At 65.3% G+C, this 19,067-nt stretch carries 18 protein-coding genes and 1 tRNA gene; 10 read left to right on the top strand and 9 right to left on the bottom strand.

Annotated features, from left to right (window positions below; genetic code table 11):
- Positions 1–84 precede the first annotated feature (84 nt).
- A complete protein-coding gene (locus CH306_RS24570) occupies positions 85–1,152 on the top strand; it encodes a potassium channel family protein (RefSeq protein WP_032398311.1) in 1,068 nt (355 codons plus the stop codon).
- 24 nt (positions 1,153–1,176) lie between these two features.
- A complete protein-coding gene (gene nudC, locus CH306_RS24565) occupies positions 1,177–2,079 on the top strand; it encodes an NAD(+) diphosphatase (protein ID WP_032398312.1) in 903 nt (300 codons plus the stop codon).
- Positions 2,080–2,086: 7 nt separating this feature from the next.
- Here the strand turns inward: nudC and CH306_RS24560 are convergent, their stop codons facing one another.
- A complete protein-coding gene (locus CH306_RS24560; RefSeq protein WP_032398313.1) occupies positions 2,087–2,356 on the bottom strand; it encodes a mycoredoxin in 270 nt (89 codons plus the stop codon).
- A gap of 116 nt (positions 2,357–2,472) precedes the next feature.
- Here CH306_RS24560 and CH306_RS24555 point away from each other — a divergent pair, with 116 nt between their 5' ends.
- The 3 genes from CH306_RS24555 (at position 2,473) to CH306_RS24545 (ending at position 5,510) form a co-directional block, all read left to right on the top strand.
- Positions 2,473–4,587, top strand: coding sequence for an ATP-dependent DNA helicase UvrD2 (locus CH306_RS24555; RefSeq protein WP_373453994.1), 2,115 nt, complete (start codon positions 2,473–2,475; stop codon positions 4,585–4,587).
- Positions 4,588–4,730: 143 nt separating this feature from the next.
- On the top strand, positions 4,731–5,036 hold the full coding sequence (locus CH306_RS24550) for a hypothetical protein (protein WP_032397689.1): 306 nt from the start codon (positions 4,731–4,733) through the stop codon (positions 5,034–5,036).
- 153 nt (positions 5,037–5,189) lie between these two features.
- The gene (locus CH306_RS24545; RefSeq protein ID WP_037189857.1) at positions 5,190–5,510 is read left to right on the top strand and encodes a WhiB family transcriptional regulator; all 321 of its coding nucleotides are present in this window, start codon (positions 5,190–5,192) and stop codon (positions 5,508–5,510) included.
- Positions 5,511–5,543: 33 nt separating this feature from the next.
- Here CH306_RS24545 and CH306_RS24540 read toward each other — a convergent pair whose 3' ends face one another.
- From CH306_RS24540 to CH306_RS24530, 3 genes are all read right to left on the bottom strand, one after another.
- The gene (locus CH306_RS24540; protein WP_032398314.1) at positions 5,544–6,854 is read right to left on the bottom strand and encodes an ABC1 kinase family protein; all 1,311 of its coding nucleotides are present in this window, start codon (positions 6,852–6,854) and stop codon (positions 5,544–5,546) included.
- A 92-nt stretch (positions 6,855–6,946) separates the two neighbouring features.
- Complete coding sequence (locus CH306_RS24535) at positions 6,947–7,840, bottom strand: hypothetical protein (RefSeq protein ID WP_032398315.1); 894 nt, start codon at positions 7,838–7,840, stop codon at positions 6,947–6,949.
- Positions 7,841–7,963: 123 nt separating this feature from the next.
- Positions 7,964–9,361 (bottom strand): zinc-dependent metalloprotease, encoded by a 1,398-nt coding sequence (locus CH306_RS24530; RefSeq protein ID WP_094648138.1) that lies wholly within the window; start codon positions 9,359–9,361, stop codon positions 7,964–7,966.
- Between the two features lie 146 nt (positions 9,362–9,507).
- On the opposite strand from CH306_RS24530, the gene CH306_RS24525 reads away from it, so the two are divergent.
- Positions 9,508–10,533: a YlbL family protein gene (locus tag CH306_RS24525; RefSeq protein ID WP_094648137.1), complete on the top strand. Its 1,026-nt coding sequence runs from the start codon at positions 9,508–9,510 to the stop codon at positions 10,531–10,533.
- Between the two features lie 13 nt (positions 10,534–10,546).
- Here the strand turns inward: CH306_RS24525 and CH306_RS24520 are convergent, their stop codons facing one another.
- A complete protein-coding gene (locus CH306_RS24520; protein ID WP_094648193.1) occupies positions 10,547–11,125 on the bottom strand; it encodes a PPA1309 family protein in 579 nt (192 codons plus the stop codon).
- A gap of 277 nt (positions 11,126–11,402) precedes the next feature.
- Between CH306_RS24520 and CH306_RS24515 the strand changes: the two genes are divergently transcribed.
- Positions 11,403–14,363: a UPF0182 family protein gene (locus tag CH306_RS24515; RefSeq protein ID WP_176459168.1), complete on the top strand. Its 2,961-nt coding sequence runs from the start codon at positions 11,403–11,405 to the stop codon at positions 14,361–14,363.
- A 152-nt stretch (positions 14,364–14,515) separates the two neighbouring features.
- Here CH306_RS24515 and CH306_RS24510 read toward each other — a convergent pair whose 3' ends face one another.
- Positions 14,516–15,079, bottom strand: a complete 564-nt coding sequence (locus CH306_RS24510; protein WP_032397693.1) for a transglycosylase family protein — start codon at positions 15,077–15,079, stop codon at positions 14,516–14,518.
- Positions 15,080–15,581: 502 nt separating this feature from the next.
- Here CH306_RS24510 and CH306_RS24505 point away from each other — a divergent pair.
- Positions 15,582–15,658, top strand: a tRNA-Met gene (locus CH306_RS24505).
- Positions 15,659–15,768: 110 nt separating this feature from the next.
- Complete coding sequence (locus tag CH306_RS24500; RefSeq protein ID WP_094648136.1) at positions 15,769–16,281, top strand: putative immunity protein; 513 nt, start codon at positions 15,769–15,771, stop codon at positions 16,279–16,281.
- Positions 16,282–16,458: 177 nt separating this feature from the next.
- Here CH306_RS24500 and CH306_RS24495 read toward each other — a convergent pair whose 3' ends face one another.
- Positions 16,459–16,656 carry a hypothetical protein gene (locus tag CH306_RS24495; RefSeq protein WP_235387136.1) on the bottom strand — a complete coding sequence of 66 codons (198 nt, stop codon included), beginning with the start codon at positions 16,654–16,656 and terminating at the stop codon, positions 16,459–16,461.
- A 51-nt stretch (positions 16,657–16,707) separates the two neighbouring features.
- Between CH306_RS24495 and CH306_RS24490 the strand changes: the two genes are divergently transcribed.
- Positions 16,708–17,253 (top strand): GNAT family N-acetyltransferase, encoded by a 546-nt coding sequence (locus tag CH306_RS24490; protein WP_094648135.1) that lies wholly within the window; start codon positions 16,708–16,710, stop codon positions 17,251–17,253.
- Here CH306_RS24490 and CH306_RS24485 read toward each other — a convergent pair.
- The gene (locus CH306_RS24485; RefSeq protein WP_094648134.1) at positions 17,226–18,521 is read right to left on the bottom strand and encodes an RNA polymerase sigma factor; all 1,296 of its coding nucleotides are present in this window, start codon (positions 18,519–18,521) and stop codon (positions 17,226–17,228) included. The two genes, CH306_RS24490 and CH306_RS24485, sit on opposite strands and share 28 nt — an antisense overlap.
- Before the next feature lie 16 nt (positions 18,522–18,537).
- Complete coding sequence (locus tag CH306_RS24480; protein WP_032397697.1) at positions 18,538–18,882, bottom strand: YciI family protein; 345 nt, start codon at positions 18,880–18,882, stop codon at positions 18,538–18,540.
- Between the last annotated feature and the right edge of the window lie 185 nt (positions 18,883–19,067).

The following is a 19,067-nucleotide window of genomic DNA, read 5'->3' as shown; positions in this document are numbered from 1 at the left end:
GCGTCGTCGGCACAGAAGCCTGGCATGGGGTTACGCTGCGTGCCGTGAATGATCTCGACTTCGGTGAGCCCCTCGGCGGACGACGTGGCAGGTAGGTTGCGAGCGCGCCTGAGTGACAGTGGCGCGCTGACCGACAAGCCCGACTTCGCGCTCGTCGGAGTGCTGCGGGTTCCGGAACTGGAGTCGAGTCCGTGGCGCGCCATCTACAAGCGGGTGCTGATGGCGCTCGGAATCCTGTTCCTCGCGGCGTTCGTCGTCTATCTCGATCGAGACGGCTACAGCGACAACCAGAACGGCGAACTGTCCTTCCTGGACGCGTTCTACTATGCGACGGTGTCGTTGTCGACGACGGGATACGGTGACATCGCACCGATGAGTCCGTCGGCGCGCCTGGTCAACATCCTGGTCATCACACCCCTTCGGGTCCTGTTCCTCATTCTGTTGGTCGGTACAACGCTGTCGGTTCTCACCGAGCGGTCCCGGCAGGCATTCAAAATTCAGCGATGGAGACGCAGCGTGCGCAATCACACCGTGGTCATCGGTTTCGGCACCAAGGGCCGTACCGCAGTCGACGCGATGCTCGGAGACGGTGTTTCGGCGTCCGACATCGTCGTCGTCGACACCGATCAGACGGTACTCGACGCCGCATCGGCCCTGGGCTTGGTCACCGTGCACGGGTCGGCGACCAAGTCCGACGTGCTCCGGCTCACCGGAGCCCAGCATGCGGCGGCCATCATCGTGGCGACCAACCGGGACGACACCGCGGTGCTGGTGACTCTGACCGCACGCGAGATCGCTCCGAAAGCAAAGATCGTCGCGGCCATCAGGGAAGCGGAGAACACGCACCTGCTGCGTCAGTCCGGTGCCGATTCGGTCGTCGTGTCCTCGGAGACCGCGGGACGTCTGCTCGGCATCGCCACGTCGACCCCGTCCGTGGTGGAGATGATCGAAGATTTGTTGACCCCGGAGGCGGGCTTCGCCATCGCCGAACGCGAAGTCGAGCGTGACGAGGTGGGCGGTTCTCCGCGGCACCTCACCGACATCGTCCTCGGAGTGGTGCGGGGCGGCAAACTGTTCCGAGTCGGCACCCCGGAAGTCGATGCGGTCGAGGCATCCGATCGATTGCTGTACATCCGTCGCGTGGGCGACTAGTCCCGGCCAAGTAGGGTCGTGCGCGTGCCGAAATTCCACCTCGCTCACCCACCTCGACTGTCCCGATCGCCACTGAACAGGGCAGAGGAACTGCGCCGAGACACCGCAACATTGACAGCGGGTTGGCCGACAGCTCGAATCCTGAACGTGGACGGCAGAGGCCGATTCCCTGTGGACGAGCACGGCCTGGTGCTCGGCTCCGCCGCGGACGTCGCCGCCGAGCCGACGGCCGATGCGGTCTTTCTCGGAATTCACGGCGATCGACACCTGTGGGCCAGGCGGGTCGAGGTGGTTGCAGGCACCCTCGGCGACCTGCGCACCGACGGTGATCGCCTCGACAGCGACGCGTTGTCGATGGTGACCGGAGCCCTGGCGATCCTGAACTGGCATGCGAGCGCACAGTTCAGTTCCCTCGACGGTGCGCCGTCAGTTCCGTCGAGCGCGGGGTGGTCGAGGACGAGCACGTCGACCGGTCACGAGGAGTTCCCTCGTACCGATCCGGCGGTGATCTGTCTGGTTCACGACGGTGGCGATCGAGTGCTGCTGGCCCGAGCACCTGCGTGGCCCGAGCGTCGATTCTCGGTGCTGGCGGGTTTCGTCGAGGCCGGTGAGTCGCTGGAAACCTGTGTGACTCGGGAGATCAGGGAAGAAGTGGGCCTCGACGTCTCCGACATCGAATATCTGGGCAGTCAGCCCTGGCCGTTTCCGCGTTCGGTGATGATCGGATTCTCCGCCGTCGCCGACCCGCAGCAACCGTTGCACTTTCAGGACGGCGAGATCGCCGAGGCCCACTGGTTCGACCGAGCAGAGGTGGTCGCAGCGCTCGAACTGGGTGACTGGGGATCGGATTCGACGTCACGGTTGCTGCTCCCAGGTTCGATCTCCATCGCGCGCGGAATGCTCGAGGCCTGGGCGGCGTCGGCCTGACGGTCGGTCAGAGCGACAGCGCGCGCTTGACCTCGGCCAGAGTGGGGTTCGTGGCCGTCGACCCATCGGCGAACAGCACGGTCGGCACCACATGGTTGCCGTTGTTCACGCTGCCGACGAAGTCGGCCGACTCCGGGTTCTGCTCGATGTCGATCTCGGCGTACTCGATTCCGGCCTGGTCGAGCTGGGTCTTGAGCCTGCGGCAGTAACCGCACCACGTGGTGGAGTAGACGGTCAGCGCGGCCGGGGTCTGTGGGGTGTTCTCGGTAGTGGTCACGCCAACAGTCAACAGGAGCGCCGACGCGATTGTTCCGGCCGACACCCGCATCGGCCGTCGGACACCCGGTTCGGCCCCGGGTGGAGCTGTCGGTAGGCACTGACACAATGGACCTCATGGCTGACGACGCGATGACCGCCGGACTCGATCCGGAGCAATCCGCGGCAGTGTTGGCTCCCCGCGGCCCGGTCTGCGTCCTGGCGGGTGCGGGCACGGGAAAGACTCGCACGATCACCCGACGCATCGCCCACCTCGTCTCGGCGGGGCACGTGTCCTCGGGGCAGGTGCTCGCAGTGACGTTCACTGCGCGCGCGGCCGGCGAGATGCGCGGTCGCTTGCGTGAGCTCGGTGTCGGGGGAGACGGCCCTCCGGTGCAGGCTCGGACGTTCCACGCCGCGGCCATGCGTCAGCTCAAGTATTTCTGGCCGCAGGTGGTCGGCGACACCGGATGGCAGCTTCTCGATCGCAAGTTCACCGTCGTCTCGCAGGCGGCCAACCGCGCCGGGGTGTCCACGTCGACCGACGCCATCCGGGATCTCGCGGGAGAGATCGAATGGGCCAAGGGATCGTTGATCGCACCCGAGGACTATCCGCGCATCGCGGCGAGCAATCGCCGTGACGTTCCGATGGACGCGACCAAGGTCGCCGCCGTGTACGCCGGCTACGAGGAACTCAAGTCACGCGGCGGCGACGGGATGTTGCTCGACTTCGACGACCTTCTGCTGCACACGGCCGCCGCGCTCGAAGAACATTCGTCGGTGGCCGACGAGTTCCGCGAGCGCTACCGCTGCTTCGTCGTCGACGAGTACCAGGACGTGACGCCGTTGCAGCAGCGGGTGCTCGACGCCTGGGTGGGTGAGCGTGACGATCTCACCGTCGTCGGTGACGCGAACCAGACCATCTATTCCTTCACCGGTGCATCTCCGCGGTATCTCCTCGACTTCTCACGGAAGTACCCCGAGGCCACCGTGGTTCGGCTCGAGCGCGACTACCGTTCGACGCCCGAGGTGGTGTCGCTGGCGAACCGCGTCATCGGAGCCGCCCGCGGTCGCATCGCAGGCACCCGACTGCAGTTGATCGGTCAGCGCGAGCCGGGTCCGGAACCGGAGTTCTTCGAGTACGACGACGAGCCGGCGGAAGCGGACGGCGTGGCGCGAGCGATCAAGAGGTTGATCTCGAAGGGCGTGGAACCGGCCGAGATCGCGATCCTCTACCGCATCAACGCTCAGTCCGAGGCACACGAGCAGGCGTTGACCGAGCTCAAGATCCCCTACCAGGTGCGCGGCGGTGAAGGGTTCTTCACCCGACCCGAGGTGCGGCAGGGTGTCAACGCGTTGCGGCAGGCAGGCGGTCGCGACGATCTGCCCGACGGCGCGCAGGCGGGCGAGGGGCTACCGGCTCTGGTGCGAGCGGTGTTGGCTCCGCTCGGCCTGACTGCCACCGAGCCGACGGGTGCGCAGGCCCGCGAGAAGTGGGCATCGTTGGGTGGTCTGGTGCAGCTCACCGAGGAGCTGCTGGTGCACGAGCCCGACCTGACTCTCGACAAATTGCTGGGCGAGCTCGCAGCACGCGCCGAGGCTCGGCATCCACCGACGGTGCAGGGCGTCACGCTCGCCTCGCTGCACGCGGCGAAGGGACTCGAGTGGGACGCGGTGTTCATCGTCGGTCTCGCCGACGGCACTCTGCCGATCTCGCACGCGATCGGCAACGACCCCAGCGCCAACAACGAGGCAGCCGTCGAGGAGGAGCGCAGGCTGCTCTACGTCGGTGTCACGCGCGCCCGTGTCCACTTGCATCTGTCCTGGGCACTCGCCCGCAACGAGGGCGGACGCAAATCACGGCGACGGTCGAGGTTTCTCAACGGTCTGATTCCCGAGGACTCACCCGCGTCGCGTATCGCCGCGCCTGCTGCCAAGAAGTCCGGTCCCAAGTGCCGGTTGTGCGGCAAGCCGTTGATCGGCACGTCCGCGACCATGCTCGGTCGGTGCGACAGTTGTCCGTCGAACGTCGACATCGCCCTGCTCGATGCGCTGAAGTCGTGGCGATTGGACAAGTCCCGCGAACTGAAGGTGCCCGCGTACGTGGTCTTCAGCGACAACACGCTGACGGCCATCGCGGAGCAGCAACCGCAGGACGAGCGTGGGCTGGTGGCGATTCCGGGAATCGGGGCCAAGAAACTGGAGCGGTTCGGCGAAGAGGTCCTCACCGTCGTGCGGGCCTCGGACACGTGACGCAGAGGGTGAGAATTTCCGCGAAACCGCAGGTAGAAAATAACTTGTGCAGATATCGGCGGGGGGCTTAGTCTGTTTCACGTGCCGCGGGAGATCGCGCACTGTCCCATCCGCCGACGAGACCAGAACAGGAGCTGAAGAAAATGATCAACACATTGCACGCCGCCGTTGCCCACGCAACCGTCGCGTTCAGCCCTGTCCTCGGCACGGCACCCTTCGGAGTTGCCCCCCTCGGCACTCATGCCGCCGCCGCAGGCTCTGTTGCGCAGACGTGGATTCGTTCCTCCGCTTTCGGCCCCATCGACGAGTCCGCATACGCGGCCTCGGGTTCGAATTCCGCCCAGGTCGCCCTGGCACCAGGAGCGAAAGCCGTTGCTCAGGCAGCCCGACGTCACCGCGCACCACGTGCGTCCGTGCTCGACAGCAGACACCGACTTCACTGTCGGTAGACGCTTCGACAAGCCCCACCAGGCCACGGACCCGCACTCGCGGACCGTGGCCTTTCTCGTTCAGGTAGTTCCTCTATCCGAGCGTGAGGCCGACAGGTTCGCATCACCCCTCGAACCGATAACGACGCCGCACGAAAAGTAGAGGAGACCGACGTGTCAACCGCCACGATCCGGACGACATGCCGACCAGAGTCCGAGAGTGCCTACGCTGCACAGTATTCGACCGAATCGGTCGAGCTGGCACTGTCGGTGCCCTGCCGAGCGGCGAACCCCGACATGTGGTTCGCCGACACCCCTGCCGAACTCGAGCAGGCGAAGGCGCTGTGCGCCGAGTGCCCCATCCGGCGTACCTGCCTGAGCGCGGCCCTCGACCGAGCCGAGCCGTGGGGCGTGTGGGGCGGTGAGATCCTCGAGCAGGGTGTCGTCATCGCCCGCAAGCGTCCCCGAGGACGGCCGCGGAAGAACGCAGCATGATGTCCGAGACCGGTGCCCGGTTTCGCCGAACGATCAGTCGGCGAAGCCGGGCAGCCACTCGGTGAGAATGGCCATGTACGGCGCGTAGGCGTCCAATTGCGCGCAGATACCGACCAGCCCACCGAGCACTCGGAAGATCATCACGTACTCGGCAGGCATGTTCAACGCACGAACGGTGCGGAACTGCGCACTGTTGAAATCCGCGGCGGTGCCCGCAGCCTTCTGCAACCAGGCCCTGGTGAAATGGAACGATTCGGTGTGAATCGGATCGGTGAACGGACGTAGATAGTCCTCGATCTCCTTCTGCGTCACCGTTCGGCCCGGCACCACGAAGCCGCTCTCGGTGAACAACACCACGAGTTCGTCGAACTTCTCGTCACGCGCGAGCGAGACCATTCTGCCGAGAACCGGAGGGAGGCCGTCGGGCATCGGAGCGCAGGCACCGAAATCGATGACGCCCATGCGTCCGTCCTCGAGCATCATGAAATTGCCCGGATGGGGATCGGCGTGCAACAACTTCGCCCGCGCCGGAGAGACGAATGCGAACAGTGCGAGCAGTTCGCCCGCCCGATTGCGTTCCTCGGCCGTTCCGTTCGCGATCACATCGGCCAGCGGCCGACCCGTCATCCATTCGCTGACAACCACTTTGGGTGCACTGGCGACGATCTTGGGAATGGCGAACTGTGGATCGCCCGCAAATTCCTTGCTGAAGGCACGTTGATTCGCCGCCTCGATGCGGTAGTCGAGCTCGTCCTCGGTACGAGCCGTCAATTCCTCGAGCACCGGCTTGACGTCCGTGCCCGCGAGCACCGTGCTGAACAGGTTTGCGAACCTGTTCAGCGTCTTGAGATCGGAGCGCAATGCGTCGTCCGCGCCGGGGTACTGGATCTTCACCGCGACATCGCGTCCATCCGACCACGTAGCTCGGTGCACCTGTCCGATGCTGGCCGAGGCGATCGCAGTGTCGTCGAAATCGAGAAAACGCGACCGCCACGCAGTTCCGAGCTGTTGGTCCAACACCCGATGCACGGTCTTCGCGGGCATGGGCGGTCCCTGCGCCTGCAGCTTGGTCAGCGCCTCGCGGTACGGCTCCGAGAACTCCTCCGGAACGGCCGCTTCCATCACCGAGAGCATCTGCCCGAGCTTCATGGCACCGCCCTTGAGTTCCCCGAGGACGGAGAAGAGCTGTTCTGCTGCTTTGGCGGCCATGTCCGCGTCGATTTCGTCGCGATTGCCGCCGGCGAGCTTCTTGCCGAACCCGACGGCAGCACGACCGGCCATTCCGAGGGGAATGCTGGCCAGTTTTGCAGTACGAGTCGATCCACGGCGCGGTATGTCAGACACAGCTCCATCATGGCTGAACCTTCCGACAATTGCTCGGACCGCCCCGCACCGACCGCTGTCGGTCGAGGTGAACTCGCGTTCGGTGAGTTTCGTCAGTGCCAGCAATCGCAGTGCGGATGCTTGGACCACAGCCGTTTGTGCACGGTGGTTCCGGCTGCCGCGAAGTCCAGCTCCATGGTGCAGTCGGCGGTCTCGGGGAGCGCGGCGTCGGAACGGCCGATGAGGTTCTCCAACTGAGCGAACGCGAACGCTGCCGTGGCCAACACCGTCGCGCTGCTGGCTTGGCCGACCGTGCCGAGCAGTTGAGCGGACAGATGTGGCCACTCGGGCTCGAAGTCGCAGCGCGTCAGATCGGCACACCGCAGGCAACTGGTCCGACCGGGCACCACGAAAGGACCGACTATCCCCTTGCCGTCTCGTAGCCGCACCTGCAGATGTGGGGTGCGCAGGCGCACCAGATCGGTCACCAATCGAGGTTCGGCAACCAGATCGTCGGCCAACACCACGACGTCGTAGTTCCAGGACTTCACCACCGAGTGCGGGTAGCGCGTCGGAGTCAGACTCGTCCGACTCACCGTCACTCCGGTACGACTCAGACCGGAGGCCAACGCGTCGGAGATCGGGCCTCGCCCCACCAGGTGGACGGTCTTCACCGCCCCCGATCCGGCCTGCGAGGCACCCGGTGAGGCGTCGGACACGACCGGTTCGCTCGTGCCGTGCAGCAGCAACCCGGAATCCTCCAGTTCGCCGAGCATCGCCGATGTCCGATTGGCGGACATTCCCAATGTCATTGCGTGACAGACGATGTGCGGTCTGGAGTGGCCTGCGGCGAGGAGTCGGAGAATGTCGAGTATCGAGCCCGGCTCGGTGCCGGGAGGTGGAGTGACGACGACGCTGGTCTCGGGATTCCAACCCAACTGAACTGTGCCGTCTCGCCGCGGCAGAATTGCCACCGCAGGATCGAGTCGAACTGTCGGTGTGATCATGAAACACACTCTGGCAGCCCAAACCGCGAAGAACGCCCACTCGGAGCGCGTTATCCACAGGGTGGAAGGGCCTCCGAGCAGGCGTTCGACGAGCTGGATCGAAGCGGTGCGACACCGCCCGGGTCAGGTTGTGGATGAACCTCTGTCGGGACCGTCGTCGGTGCCCTTGTCGTCGTTCTCCGCAGCGCGCTCGGCGCGCTCTTCGGCCTCCTTGGCCTCCATTGCTTCGAGCTGCGCGATCGGGTCGTCGAAGTTCGATGTTCCACCACCGACCACTCGGTCGATGAACGCCGCGGGATTGTCGAGATCCGACGAGTCGGGCAGCAGATCGGGGTGTGCCCACACGCCGTCACGCCCCTCGATGTCGGCGGCGGCGAGGAGCTGACGCCACAGATCGGCTGCTTCGCGGACCTTGCGGGGGCGCAGTTCGAGGCCGACCAGCGTCGCGAAGGTCTGTTCGGCCGGGCCTCCCGACGCCCGGCGGCGACGGATGGTTTCGCCGAGTGCGACGGCACCGGGCAGACGATCGCCGAGAGCGGCCGCCACCACCGTTTCGACCCATCCTTCGACCAGGGCGAGCAGTGTCTCCAGACGCTCGAGTGCGTGCTTCTGCTCCGGCGTCGTCTGGGGCTCGAAGGCACCCTGCTGCAGAATCGCCTCGATCTTCGACGGATCGGTCAACGCGGACGGGTCGAGTCCTGCGGCGGCCTCCTCGATGGCCGAGAAGTCCATCCTGATGCCGCGGGCGTACTCCTCGACGGTGGCCAGAACCCGCTGCCGCAACCACGGGACGTGGCTGTAGAGCCGCTGATGGGCGGCTTCACGAGCGGCGAGGAACACCAACACCTCACGGTCGGGCTGCTCGAGCCCTTCACTGAACGACGCGATGGCCGACGGCAACAACGCCGCCGTCCCCGACGGTCCGAGGGGCAGGCCGATGTCGGTGGACGTCAGCACCTCCTTGGACAGCTGGCCGAGAGCTTGGCCGAGCTGCGAGCCGAACGCCATCCCGCCCATCTGCGTCAGCATGCCCATCATCGGCCCGGCCATCTGCTGGGCCTCGGCGGGCAGTCCGGATGTCCACATCCCCGAAATCTGCTCGGCGACGGGGTCGCACAGGCGCTTCCAGGTGTCGATCGTGTTGTCGAGCCAGTCGACCGGTGTCCAGGCAACGGTCTTCGTGGCACCGGCAGGCAGCGTCGTCGCCCCGTCCAGCCACAGCTCGGCGAGGTGCGCGGCGTCGGTGACGGCCTCCCGTTCGCCCGCCGAGACCGGGCTGAAATCGCCCATCTGCTGGCGTGCCAGCTGCTTGGCCAGGTCGTAGTTCACCGGCCCCGAACCGGTTCCGCCCGCAGCTCCCATTCCGCTGAGCATCTGGCCGAACTGGGTGAGCATCTGGCCCAGCTGTGCGGGGTCGAAGCCCTCCGCACCGAACCCGAAGCCGGCAGGGTTGCCGGAGTCGTCCGGATCCTTCTTCTTGTCCGAGTCGTCGTCGGGGGCACCGAAACCAAAATTGCTCATGACTCAACGGTACAAGCCCGGAGAACGGAGAGAGTGGTGGATCGTCACGCTGACGGCGAACAGTCGGACCCGTGCGAAGTCGGCACCGACGCACTCGGTAGGGGCGGTCTGCACCGTGGACTTCGTTCGGATCTAGTGTCTACGGAGTGAACCGAAGGATCGCCACTCTCGTCGCTGCGCTGGTGCCCGTGGTGGTGCTGGGCGTCACCGGCTCGGTCGTCACCGTTCCCTTCGCCGCACTCGGCCCCGGACCGACGTACAACACTCTCGGCGACGTCGACGGGGTGCCCGTGGTGCAGATCGACGGAACCGAGGTCGACCCGACGGCGGGTCACTTGAACATGACGACCGTGGCCGTGCGTGATCAGCTCAATCTGTTCGAGGCTCTCGGCTTCTGGGCGAGCGGACGCCAAGGCCTGGTCCCGCGTGAAGAGGTCTATCCGCCGGACATGACGAAAGAAGAAGTGCAGGAGGGCAATCAGGCGGATTTCGAGCAGTCCGAATCCAGCGCCGAACTGGCTGCTCTGCACCATCTCGATCTCCCCGTGTCACTGGCGGTGGCCAGTGTGGCCGAGGACGGCCCCGCTGCAGGCGTGCTGAATGTGGGGGACACGCTGGTGTCGGTCGGCGGCACGCCCGTCGCGACTGCATCGGCCGTTCGTGAGGCCGTCAGTTCGAGAGCGCCGGGCGATTCTCTCGACATCGAGTACGTGCGAGACGGGTCGACGCAGACCAGCGCAGTGGTGCTCGGTGCTCGGCCCGACGATGCATCCCTCGGATACCTCGGAGTCACGCCCGAGGAGCAGCCGGACGTGCCGTTCGACGTGAAGTTCAACCTCGCCGACGTCGGCGGTCCATCGGCCGGACTGATGTTCAGCCTCGCCGTGGTCGACAAGCTCAGTCCCGGTGAGCTGAGCAACGGTGAGTTCGTCGCGGGCACCGGAACGATCGACGCCGACGGTACCGTCGGGCCGATCGGCGGCATTCCCTACAAGCTGATCGCGGCTCGCGAAGCGGGTGCGACCACGTTCCTGGTGCCGGACGCCAACTGTGGTGAAGCCGAACAGAACGTTCCCGACGGACTGCGTCTGGTGCGCGTCGAATCGTTGGACAGTGCTGTCGACGCTCTGCAGGCGATCGGCTCCGGCGGCGACGCGCCGTCCTGCAGCTGACCGGGCCCTGCCGCTAGTCGTCGTCGACGACGTCGAACGTTGCGTAGAGGCCGTGCACGACGTTGGGGGCCAGATCCTCGGCGATGCGAAGGTCGATGGGCGCGAAGGGATCGGCGTCCTCGTCCGGGTGCAACTGCAGCAACGTCAGGGACGGGCCGTCCTTGAGCACCGCGACGATCAACCGAGCATCCCGTTTCTCGGGATGGTTCTCGGCGGCCGAGCGTGCGGCTTCGTCGGCTGCATCGGGATCTGCGAGCAACGGCATCAAGGCATCGTCGAGGGTCGATTCGGCAGTCGGTGGAAGCACGACAATCTCCTGAACCAGGGCACATCCGACCACACCCTCGGGCCACGTGGAGGTGGCGAGGAACTCGTCCAGGGCGGGGGAGCCGCCGGTGATGTCCTCGGGCAGCGAGTGCTGCTGGATCGGCGTCAGTGCGGCACCGTCGGCGAGATCGTCGAGCAGGCCGGGCTCGGCCGCGGCGAGCGCTGCGGTCGGCACCAACGCGAACATCTGCGGGGCCTGGTGCCATCCGCCCGCGTCGACGAAATCCGCCACCTCGCGGGCACATCGAGCCAGAGCCTCCGCCACGTCCTGCCCACCCGACTCCGGGTCGAACTCGCTTCCGAAATCGTCTCTGCCGGGCAGTCCGTTGCTGTCGTTGCTCACCGCACTATCCTCGCATTCCGATGGTTCTGTTCGACGCGACGCTCCTGACCTGGGTTCGGCAGTGGCCGCAGTACGGTTGTCGCAGCCGTAGGATCAACGTACGTACAGTAGGGCGAAACGGACATGCGGTGCACACTGAGTGCATCGCCGAAGTCATCTGCGGTGCCGATCGGCGCCGCCCGAAGTTGGAGTGTGGCACGTGGGCATGAGGCCCCCCACCGGTATGCCGTCCTTGTCGCGGCGAAGCCGGATCTTGCTCGTATTGGCCTTGGTGGCAGCAGGTTTGCTACTCATCGGTCCCCGTCTGATCGACGTGTACACAAATTGGCTGTGGTTCGGCGAAGTCGACTTCCGTGGCGTGTACACCACCACTCTGCTGACGCGGTTGGTGATCTTCCTCGTCGTTTCCCTGGTCGTCGGACTCATCGTCTTCGCGGCACTGCTGTTGGCGTACCGCAATCGGCCGGTGTTCGTTCCGGTCGCCGGTCCCAACGATCCGATTGCGCGGTACCGCACCACGGTGATGAGCCGTCTGCGCCTGTTCGGCATCGGAATTCCGGTGGTGTTCGGTTTCCTCTCCGGCATGATCGCCCAGACCAACTGGGTGACGGTCCAGCTGTTCCTGCACGGCGGGGACTTCGGGATGACCGATCCACAGTTCAATCTCGACGTCGGGTTCTACTCGTTCGATCTGCCGTTCTACCGATTCATCCTCAACTGGCTCTTCGTCGCCGTCCTGGTCGCGTTCTTCGCGAACTTGGTGACGCAGTACGTATTCGGCGGAATCCGGCTCGCCGGACGTGAGGGAGCCCTCACTCGCGCAGCGCGGATCCAGCTCGCCGTCCTGGCGGGCAGCTTCGTTCTGCTCAAGGCCGTGGCGTACTGGTTCGACCGCTACACCCTGCTGTCGAGCAGTCGGAAAGAACCGACGTTCACCGGTGCCAGCTTCACCGACATCAATGCGGTGTTGCCGGCCAAACTGATCCTGCTCGCGATCGCCGTGATCTGTGCCATCGCGTTCTTCGCAGCGATCTTCCTGCGTGATCTTCGAATTCCGGCGTTGGCCACTGCGCTGCTGGTGCTCTCGTCGATCCTGATCGGTGCCGTCTGGCCGATGGTGATGGAGCAGTTCTCGGTGCGCCCGAACGCGGCGGACAAGGAGAGCACGTACATCGAGCGGAACATCGCGGCCACCAGAGCCGCGTACGGACTGACCGACGACGTGGTCACCTATCGGAACTACTCCGGTGAGGCGGCGTTGAGCCCCGGCGAGGTGGCGTCGGAGTCGGCCACGATGTCCAACATCCGTCTGCTCGACCCGAACATCCTCGCGCCCACGTTCACCCAGCAGCGTCAGATCCGTAACTTCTACGGATTCCCCGACACTCTGGCCGTCGACCGGTATCCCGATGCCGACGGCAACCTGCGGGACTACGTCGTTGCTGCTCGTGAGATCTCACCGCAGACCCTCGACGCGAACCAGCGAGACTGGATCAACCGCCACACCGTGTTCACGCACGGCAACGGTTTCGTCGCAGCGCCGGCCAACTCCGTCGACGAGGCCGTCGCCGACGAATCCAGCGGCGGGCGCGGCGGTTACCCGAACTACCAGGTCAACTGGATCGAGAACGACTCCGAGGGCACCATCCGAAAGGACGGGCCCGGCGACCTGGACCAGCCGCGCATCTACTTCGGCCCGGTCATCGCGAACTCCGACGCGGACTACTCGATCGTCGGTTCCACCGGCGAGCCTCGCGAGTACGACACCGACAGCAAGAGCTACACCTACACCGGTGCAGCAGGTGTCGACGTCGGCAACTTCTTCAACCGGCTCGTCTTCGCCAGCAAGTACGCCGAGCGCAACATCCTGTTCTCCAGCGTGATCGGCGACGAGTCGAAGATTCTGTTCAACCGTGACCCCCGTGACCGCGTTCAGAAGGTCGCACCGTGGTTGACCACCGACGGATCGACCTACCCGGCGATCGTCGAGGGCAAGCTCGTCTGGATCATCGACGGGTACACCACGCTGGACAACTTCCCGTACGCCCAGCGGATGTCGCTCGAGGACGCCACGGCCGACAGCATCGAGTCGACGACGACACGAGCGCTGCCGAGCCGAGAGGTGTCGTACATCCGAAACTCGGTGAAGGCCACCGTCGATGCCTACGACGGCACCGTCAAGCTCTACGAGCAGGACGAGAACGATCCCGTGCTCAAGGCATGGGAAGGCGTGTTCCCGGGAACCGTCATCCCCAAGGACCAGGTGTCCGACGAGCTTCGTGATCACTTCCGTTACCCGGAAGATCTGTTCAAGGTTCAGCGTGAACTGCTGACCAAGTACCACGTCAACGATCCGCGAGAGTTCTTCACCAACAACGCGTTCTGGGAAGTTCCGACCGATCCGACCGCAGAGAACACCGCGGCCAAGCAGCCTCCGTACTACGTCGTCGCATCCGACATCTCCAACGAGGAGAATCAGGCGTCGTTCCAGCTGACCAGTGCGCTGGTCGGATATCGCCGAGAGGTGCTGGGCGCGTACGTCAGTGCGGATTCGGACCCGGAGAACTACGGCAAGATCACCGTGTTGCGATTGCCGACCGATACGTCGACGCAGGGTCCCAATCAGGTGCAGAACCAGATGACGACCACGACGGACGTATCCGAGAGTCTCGGCATCGTGCGCCGTGAGAACACCGTGGAGTTCGGCAACCTGCTGACACTTCCGGTCGGCAACGGTGGATTGATCTACGTGGAGCCGGTGTACGCCTCTCGAACCAACGAGGCGTCCGCTTATCCGCAGTTGATTCGAGTACTCGTCTCGTACGAGGGCCGCGTCGGGTATGCCGCGACACTGCCCGAGGCCATCGAGCAGGTGTTCGGAGCGGGTGCCGGACGCACGGTCACCGCACCCGGTGAGACCGACGGAAATACGCAGCCCGGCGCTGTTCCCGAAACCGCGCCGTCCGACGGTGGCACGCCTGCGGCAACTCCTGCCCCCGCCACCGGCGGTTCGGCAACGAGGGATGCTGCCGTTTCCGGTTTGAACGCTGCACTCTCCGCTGTGCGCTCTGCGCAGCAGAGCGGAAATCTGGCGGAACTCGGCACTGCGCTCGAGAACCTGCAGACCGCGGTCGACACGTACAACCGGGCCGGCAACTGATCGGGTCGGGTCAGGTCTGCTGACCCGAACCGGTCGATACGAGCGAAAGGGCCGCCTCACCGAATGGTGAGGCGGCCCTTCCGTCGTTCGTCACCTGCTCGCGCGTGAGATACGAGGCAACGTGAGAGGCAGTTCGACGAACTGTTGGGTGATCAGCGTCCGATGGGCGCGAGCACCGGGGCGTTCGCTGCAACGAGGTGCTGGAACTGAGTGCTCAGGCCGTACTGGTCGGCGAGCTTGGACGCCGCGTCGAACACGCCCTGTGCAGCCTGCGTGGCTGCTGCGGCCTCGGGGGCCACGACCGGTGCCGGTGCCGGTGCGGGAGCTGGCTGCGGAGCCGGTGCGGGAGCTGCCTCGGGCTCGGGAGTGGAGGCACCCTTGGTCAGCTGCTGACCGCACACGGGCCATGCGCCCGGTCCCTGACTCTGCAGGGTGTTCTCCGCGACGCGGATCTGCTCGGCCTTGGATGCGTTGGCCGGCGATCCGGTTCCGCCGTTGGCCGTCCAGGTGCTCTGCGAGAACTGCAGGCCACCGTAGTAGCCGTTTCCGGTGTTGATGCTCCAGTTGCCACCGCTCTCGCACTGTGCGACTGCGTCCCAGTTGTTCGAGGCTGCGTTGGCGGTTCCGGCTGAAACGCCGAGGGGGATCGCTACGGCGGCACCTGCGATGGCGACCAATCCGAGAGCGCGCTTGCCGAAATTGTTCTGTGTGGTCATGCGGGGTGAATCCTCTCCGCGCTCGACTGGCGCGACTGGCCTGCAATCACCTCGCCGGGATGTACGGCGTTCGTGACCAGGCACTTCGTATCGTCGCGGCTCTGCCCCCGTACGTATTGGGGACCACACCCGCGGGGCAGAGCGAAGGAAGCGGCGGGGTGGTGCAGGCCCAGCGGTTTAGGGCCGCCCGTGAAGGTAGTCGAGGATCTGCTCACCGTCACTGAGCAGGAATGGGACAGCAGATGTCCACATACTGGGACTCCAAGGGGTATTTCGCCAGCTCAGGCCCGGTCGTGGCGCTAATGTTTCTACTTCGTAACCCGACCGTTATGTGACTCGAAACACGCACGAAAAGAGACGCGGAGCACTATTTCGAGCCGCCTGAACCGTGATAAGCGCGAGCCACAACCTGCCGCGGTGCACTTCGTCGAGCGGGTGACAGCGCTCGGAAGTCACGTGATTTGCATTGGCCGTACGCACGGTAGTAACTTCGTAGTTGCAACGCGGGGTGGAGCAGCTCGGTAGCTCGCTGGGCTCATAACCCAGAGGTCGCAGGTTCAAATCCTGTCCCCGCTACCACTGACGAAGACCCAGGACCTATGTCCTGGGTCTTTTTCGTATTCTCGTATGTGCAGAAACGGCCCGTTCGGCCCGAGGGCGAACGCGATACCGTCGAAAGGACGACTCGTGTGATTCTTCCCGCCGTCCGAGACCCTCGCCTCATCACCGTGCAGCGCGGCGGACTTCTGTCCGAAGACGACCATCGGAGCCTCGCGCTCTGGGCGGCCGAGTGTGCGGAACACGTCCTCCACTTGTTCGAGACGGTCCGACCCGTCGACCCGCGACCACGCGAGGCGATCGAGGCCACCCGTGCGTGGGTGCGCGGCGAACTCGCGATGATGGCCACCCGCGCCCTCGGTGGCCACGCCATGGGAGCAGCACGGCCGCTCGTCGGTTGCTCTCGCTTCGCCGCGTACGCCGCGGGCCAGGCAGCCTGCGTGGCTCACGTACCCGAACACGACCTCGGAGCAGCCGCCTACGCCATCAAGGCAGCGCGGGCGGCTGCACCTGCAGGCCGAGAGACGAGTGCAGGCAGGAAAGAGCTCGAGTGGCAGCGTGACCGGCTTCCGAAAAGCGTGCGCCGGCTGGTGTTGGAAGACCAGAAGAGAAGAAACAGCATCTGTTGGTCCGTGTTCGACTGATCCCGGCTACCGGTCGGTGTGTTCGAGCATTTCGGACAGTGCCGCGACGGTGGACATCCCGCGTCGGGTGCGTAGTCGCCGAGGCGAAACCTGGTGTGCGACAGATGATTCCGATCGACGTCCACCGACCGATCGTGTGTCGTCGTGGTCCGGCCGTGACGACTGGGTACCGTCGGTTCAGTCCGAAACCTGCTCGCGGGCATCGTCACTGGTGACCGTGTCGGAATCCTCGCCGTCCTCGGAGGCGTCGGCGGTGAGGTCGACCGTGTCCACGCCCTCGAGTGCCGTCAACTCCTGTTCGGCCTCGGCGATGAGACCCTTCGCGTTCTCTTCGATCTTCTTGACCCACTCGGCCATGACGGTCACACCCTTCACTCGATTCCGTACCACCGGTCTACCAGATTTCCTCCCCGTAGGATCCGGCGTGTGCGAATACGAACCTCGCGTCTCGACCTCGACGAGCCGGCCGTCGCCGATCTCGATGAGTTGTACGCGATCTGCAGCGACCCGCAGTCGTGGACCCACTTTCCGAGCCTGCGGCACACCGATCCCGGCGTGACCGAACGAATGGTGCAGGGCTGGTCGGAGCAGTGGCGGCGGGATGGATTGTCCACCTGGATGATTCGTGAGCGCGGCAGCCACACGCTCAGTGGCTACGGCGGATGTTCGAAGCGCCGCAACGCCTTCTGGAATCTCGGCTATCGCCTCCATCCCGACGCGCAGGGCAACGGGTATGCCGCGGAGATGTGTGAGATCGCAGTCGAGTGCGCGCACCGAACCGAGCCCGAACTGCCGATCGTGGCATACCTGCTCGAACACAATGTCGCGTCGGCGCGGGTGGCCGAACGCGCAGGCCTGGAGTTGATCACCCGCGGACCCGACGTCGGCAATCCGGATGTCGACGCAATTCGCGTGGTGTACGCGGACCGTGCGTTGACGGCAGATCAGGTGGGCGCGGTTCTGTCGGCCTGACCGCGGCAGGTGCTCACTTCCGTGAGCCGACGTCGGAGCAGGCGTTTCTCCGGTGCGGTTCGGGCGAAATCCAACGCACGGCGATACTGCACCGCCGCCTCCTCGAACCTGTCGAGTCGTTGCAGCAGATCGGCTCTCGCCATGGGATGCGGATGATATCGGCGCAACGACGCCTCGTCGGCAAGCCGGTCGAGCTCGCGCAGACCGGGCTCGGGACCGTCGCGCATCGCCAGTGCGACAGCCCTGTTCATCGCGACAATCGCATTCGGTGTCCGTGTCATGAGCACGTCGTACAGCGCAACGATCTGGGGCCAGTCCGTGTTGTCGGTGTCGGGTGATTCTGCATGCAGCGCAGCGATGGCCGCCTGCACGGCGTACGGACCGCCCCGGCCGCCGCTGAGGGCCTCGACCACGAGTTCCGTCCCTTCGGCGATGATCTCGGCGTTCCAGAGTCCACGGTCCTGATCTGCCAACAGCACGATGTCACCATCCGAGTCGGTGCGAGCGTCGCGTCTGGCGTCGATGAGCAGCATCAACGCCAGCAGGCCTGCCACCTCGGGCTCGGTCGGCAGTGCGGTGTGGAGAAGTCGTCCCATACCGATGGCTTCGGAGACGAGATCGACTCGCCCGACACTCTCACCCGAGGTCGCCGAATAGCCCTCGGTGAAGATCGAATAGACCACCTCGAGCACCATCGGCACCCTGCCTGCCAGCTCGTCCGGGCCCGGGAGGCGAAACGGAATCCGTGCGGCCCGAATCTTGTTCTTGGCCCGCACAATTCGCTGCGCCGCCGTGGCCGGAGGGATGAGCAACGCACGGGCCACCTCGCCGGTACCGAGACCGGCCAGGCATCGAAGCGTCAACGCGAGTCGGTCACCGGCCGCAAGCGCCGGGTGTGCACACGTGAAGAACAACTGCAGCCGGTCGTCGGGCAGAGCATCGTCGAGCGAATTCGGGCTGCTCGGTTCGCTGCGATCCGTATCCGCCTGCAACACTCCGACCTTGGCGGCCAGGCTCTGATCGCGGCGCAGCCGATCGACCGCCTTCCGGCGGGCAGTGGTGAGTAGCCACGCCCCCGGCCGTGACGGGACGCCATCGACCGGCCAGTGTTTGAGGGCCGACTCGATGGCGTCCGAGGTCACTTCCTCGGCGAGGTCGAGGTCGCGGTACCGCTGTACCAACGAGGCGAGCAGAATCGAGCGCTCGGCTCGGAAAACCGATTCGAGCGCTCGATGAACCCCCGACTCGTTCACCGAGGAATCCTGCATGGCGGGACTGCGCCGGTCAGAATTCTGCAAGGGGCCGCACGATCACCGCGCCGCCGTCCTTGGAGCCCGGGCATCGGGCCGCCCACTCGAGTGCCGCGTCCAGGTCGGGGACGTCGATCACGTCGTAGCCGCCGAGAACCTCGTGCGACTCGGCGTACGGGCCGTCGGTGACGGTCCGTACCTCGGTGCGCGGATCGACGCGCACCGCGGTGGCGGTCGTCAGATCGGCCATGGCGTACCCGGAGACGAAGACGCCGGCTTCCTTCATCTCTTTCTCGTAGGTCATCCAGTCCTCGACACTGCTGCAGCCCGGTGCTGCTCCGGGCGTGGTGTCGGCGTTGATCAAGAGGATGTACTTCATGGTGCGCTCCTGGGTTCGGTACCTCGTTGTCGCGGCGCGAGTCGCCGTTCACGATGACGACGTCCGGCAGACCACGATATCGACACCCTCCCGGAATTTTTCTTTCCGACGCACGAAAAACGGCATCGGACGCGGGGTCCGATGCCGTTTCGCGGCGACATCTCGGCTCGACGACGAGCCAGGTA

This window comes from Rhodococcus sp. 15-725-2-2b, from assembly GCF_002259075.1.
Taxonomy (GTDB): domain Bacteria; phylum Actinomycetota; class Actinomycetes; order Mycobacteriales; family Mycobacteriaceae; genus Rhodococcoides.
This window is presented reverse-complemented; position numbering and strand designations above follow the sequence as displayed.

Bases quoted from the DNA above. Each gene is read 5' to 3' on its own strand.
- CH306_RS24555 (WP_373453994.1), top strand. From the start codon at position 2,473: ATGGCTGACGACGCGATGACCGCCGGACTCGATCCGGAGCAATCCGCG.
- CH306_RS24550 (WP_032397689.1), top strand. From the start codon at position 4,731: ATGATCAACACATTGCACGCCGCCGTTGCCCACGCAACCGTCGCGTTC.
- CH306_RS24535 (WP_032398315.1), bottom strand. From the start codon at position 7,840: ATGATCACACCGACAGTTCGACTCGATCCTGCGGTGGCAATTCTGCCG.
- CH306_RS24530 (WP_094648138.1), bottom strand. From the start codon at position 9,361: ATGAGCAATTTTGGTTTCGGTGCCCCCGACGACGACTCGGACAAGAAG.
- CH306_RS24510 (WP_032397693.1), bottom strand. From the start codon at position 15,079: ATGACCACACAGAACAATTTCGGCAAGCGCGCTCTCGGATTGGTCGCC.
- CH306_RS24485 (WP_094648134.1), bottom strand. From the start codon at position 18,521: ATGCAGGATTCCTCGGTGAACGAGTCGGGGGTTCATCGAGCGCTCGAA.
- CH306_RS24480 (WP_032397697.1), bottom strand. From the start codon at position 18,882: ATGAAGTACATCCTCTTGATCAACGCCGACACCACGCCCGGAGCAGCA.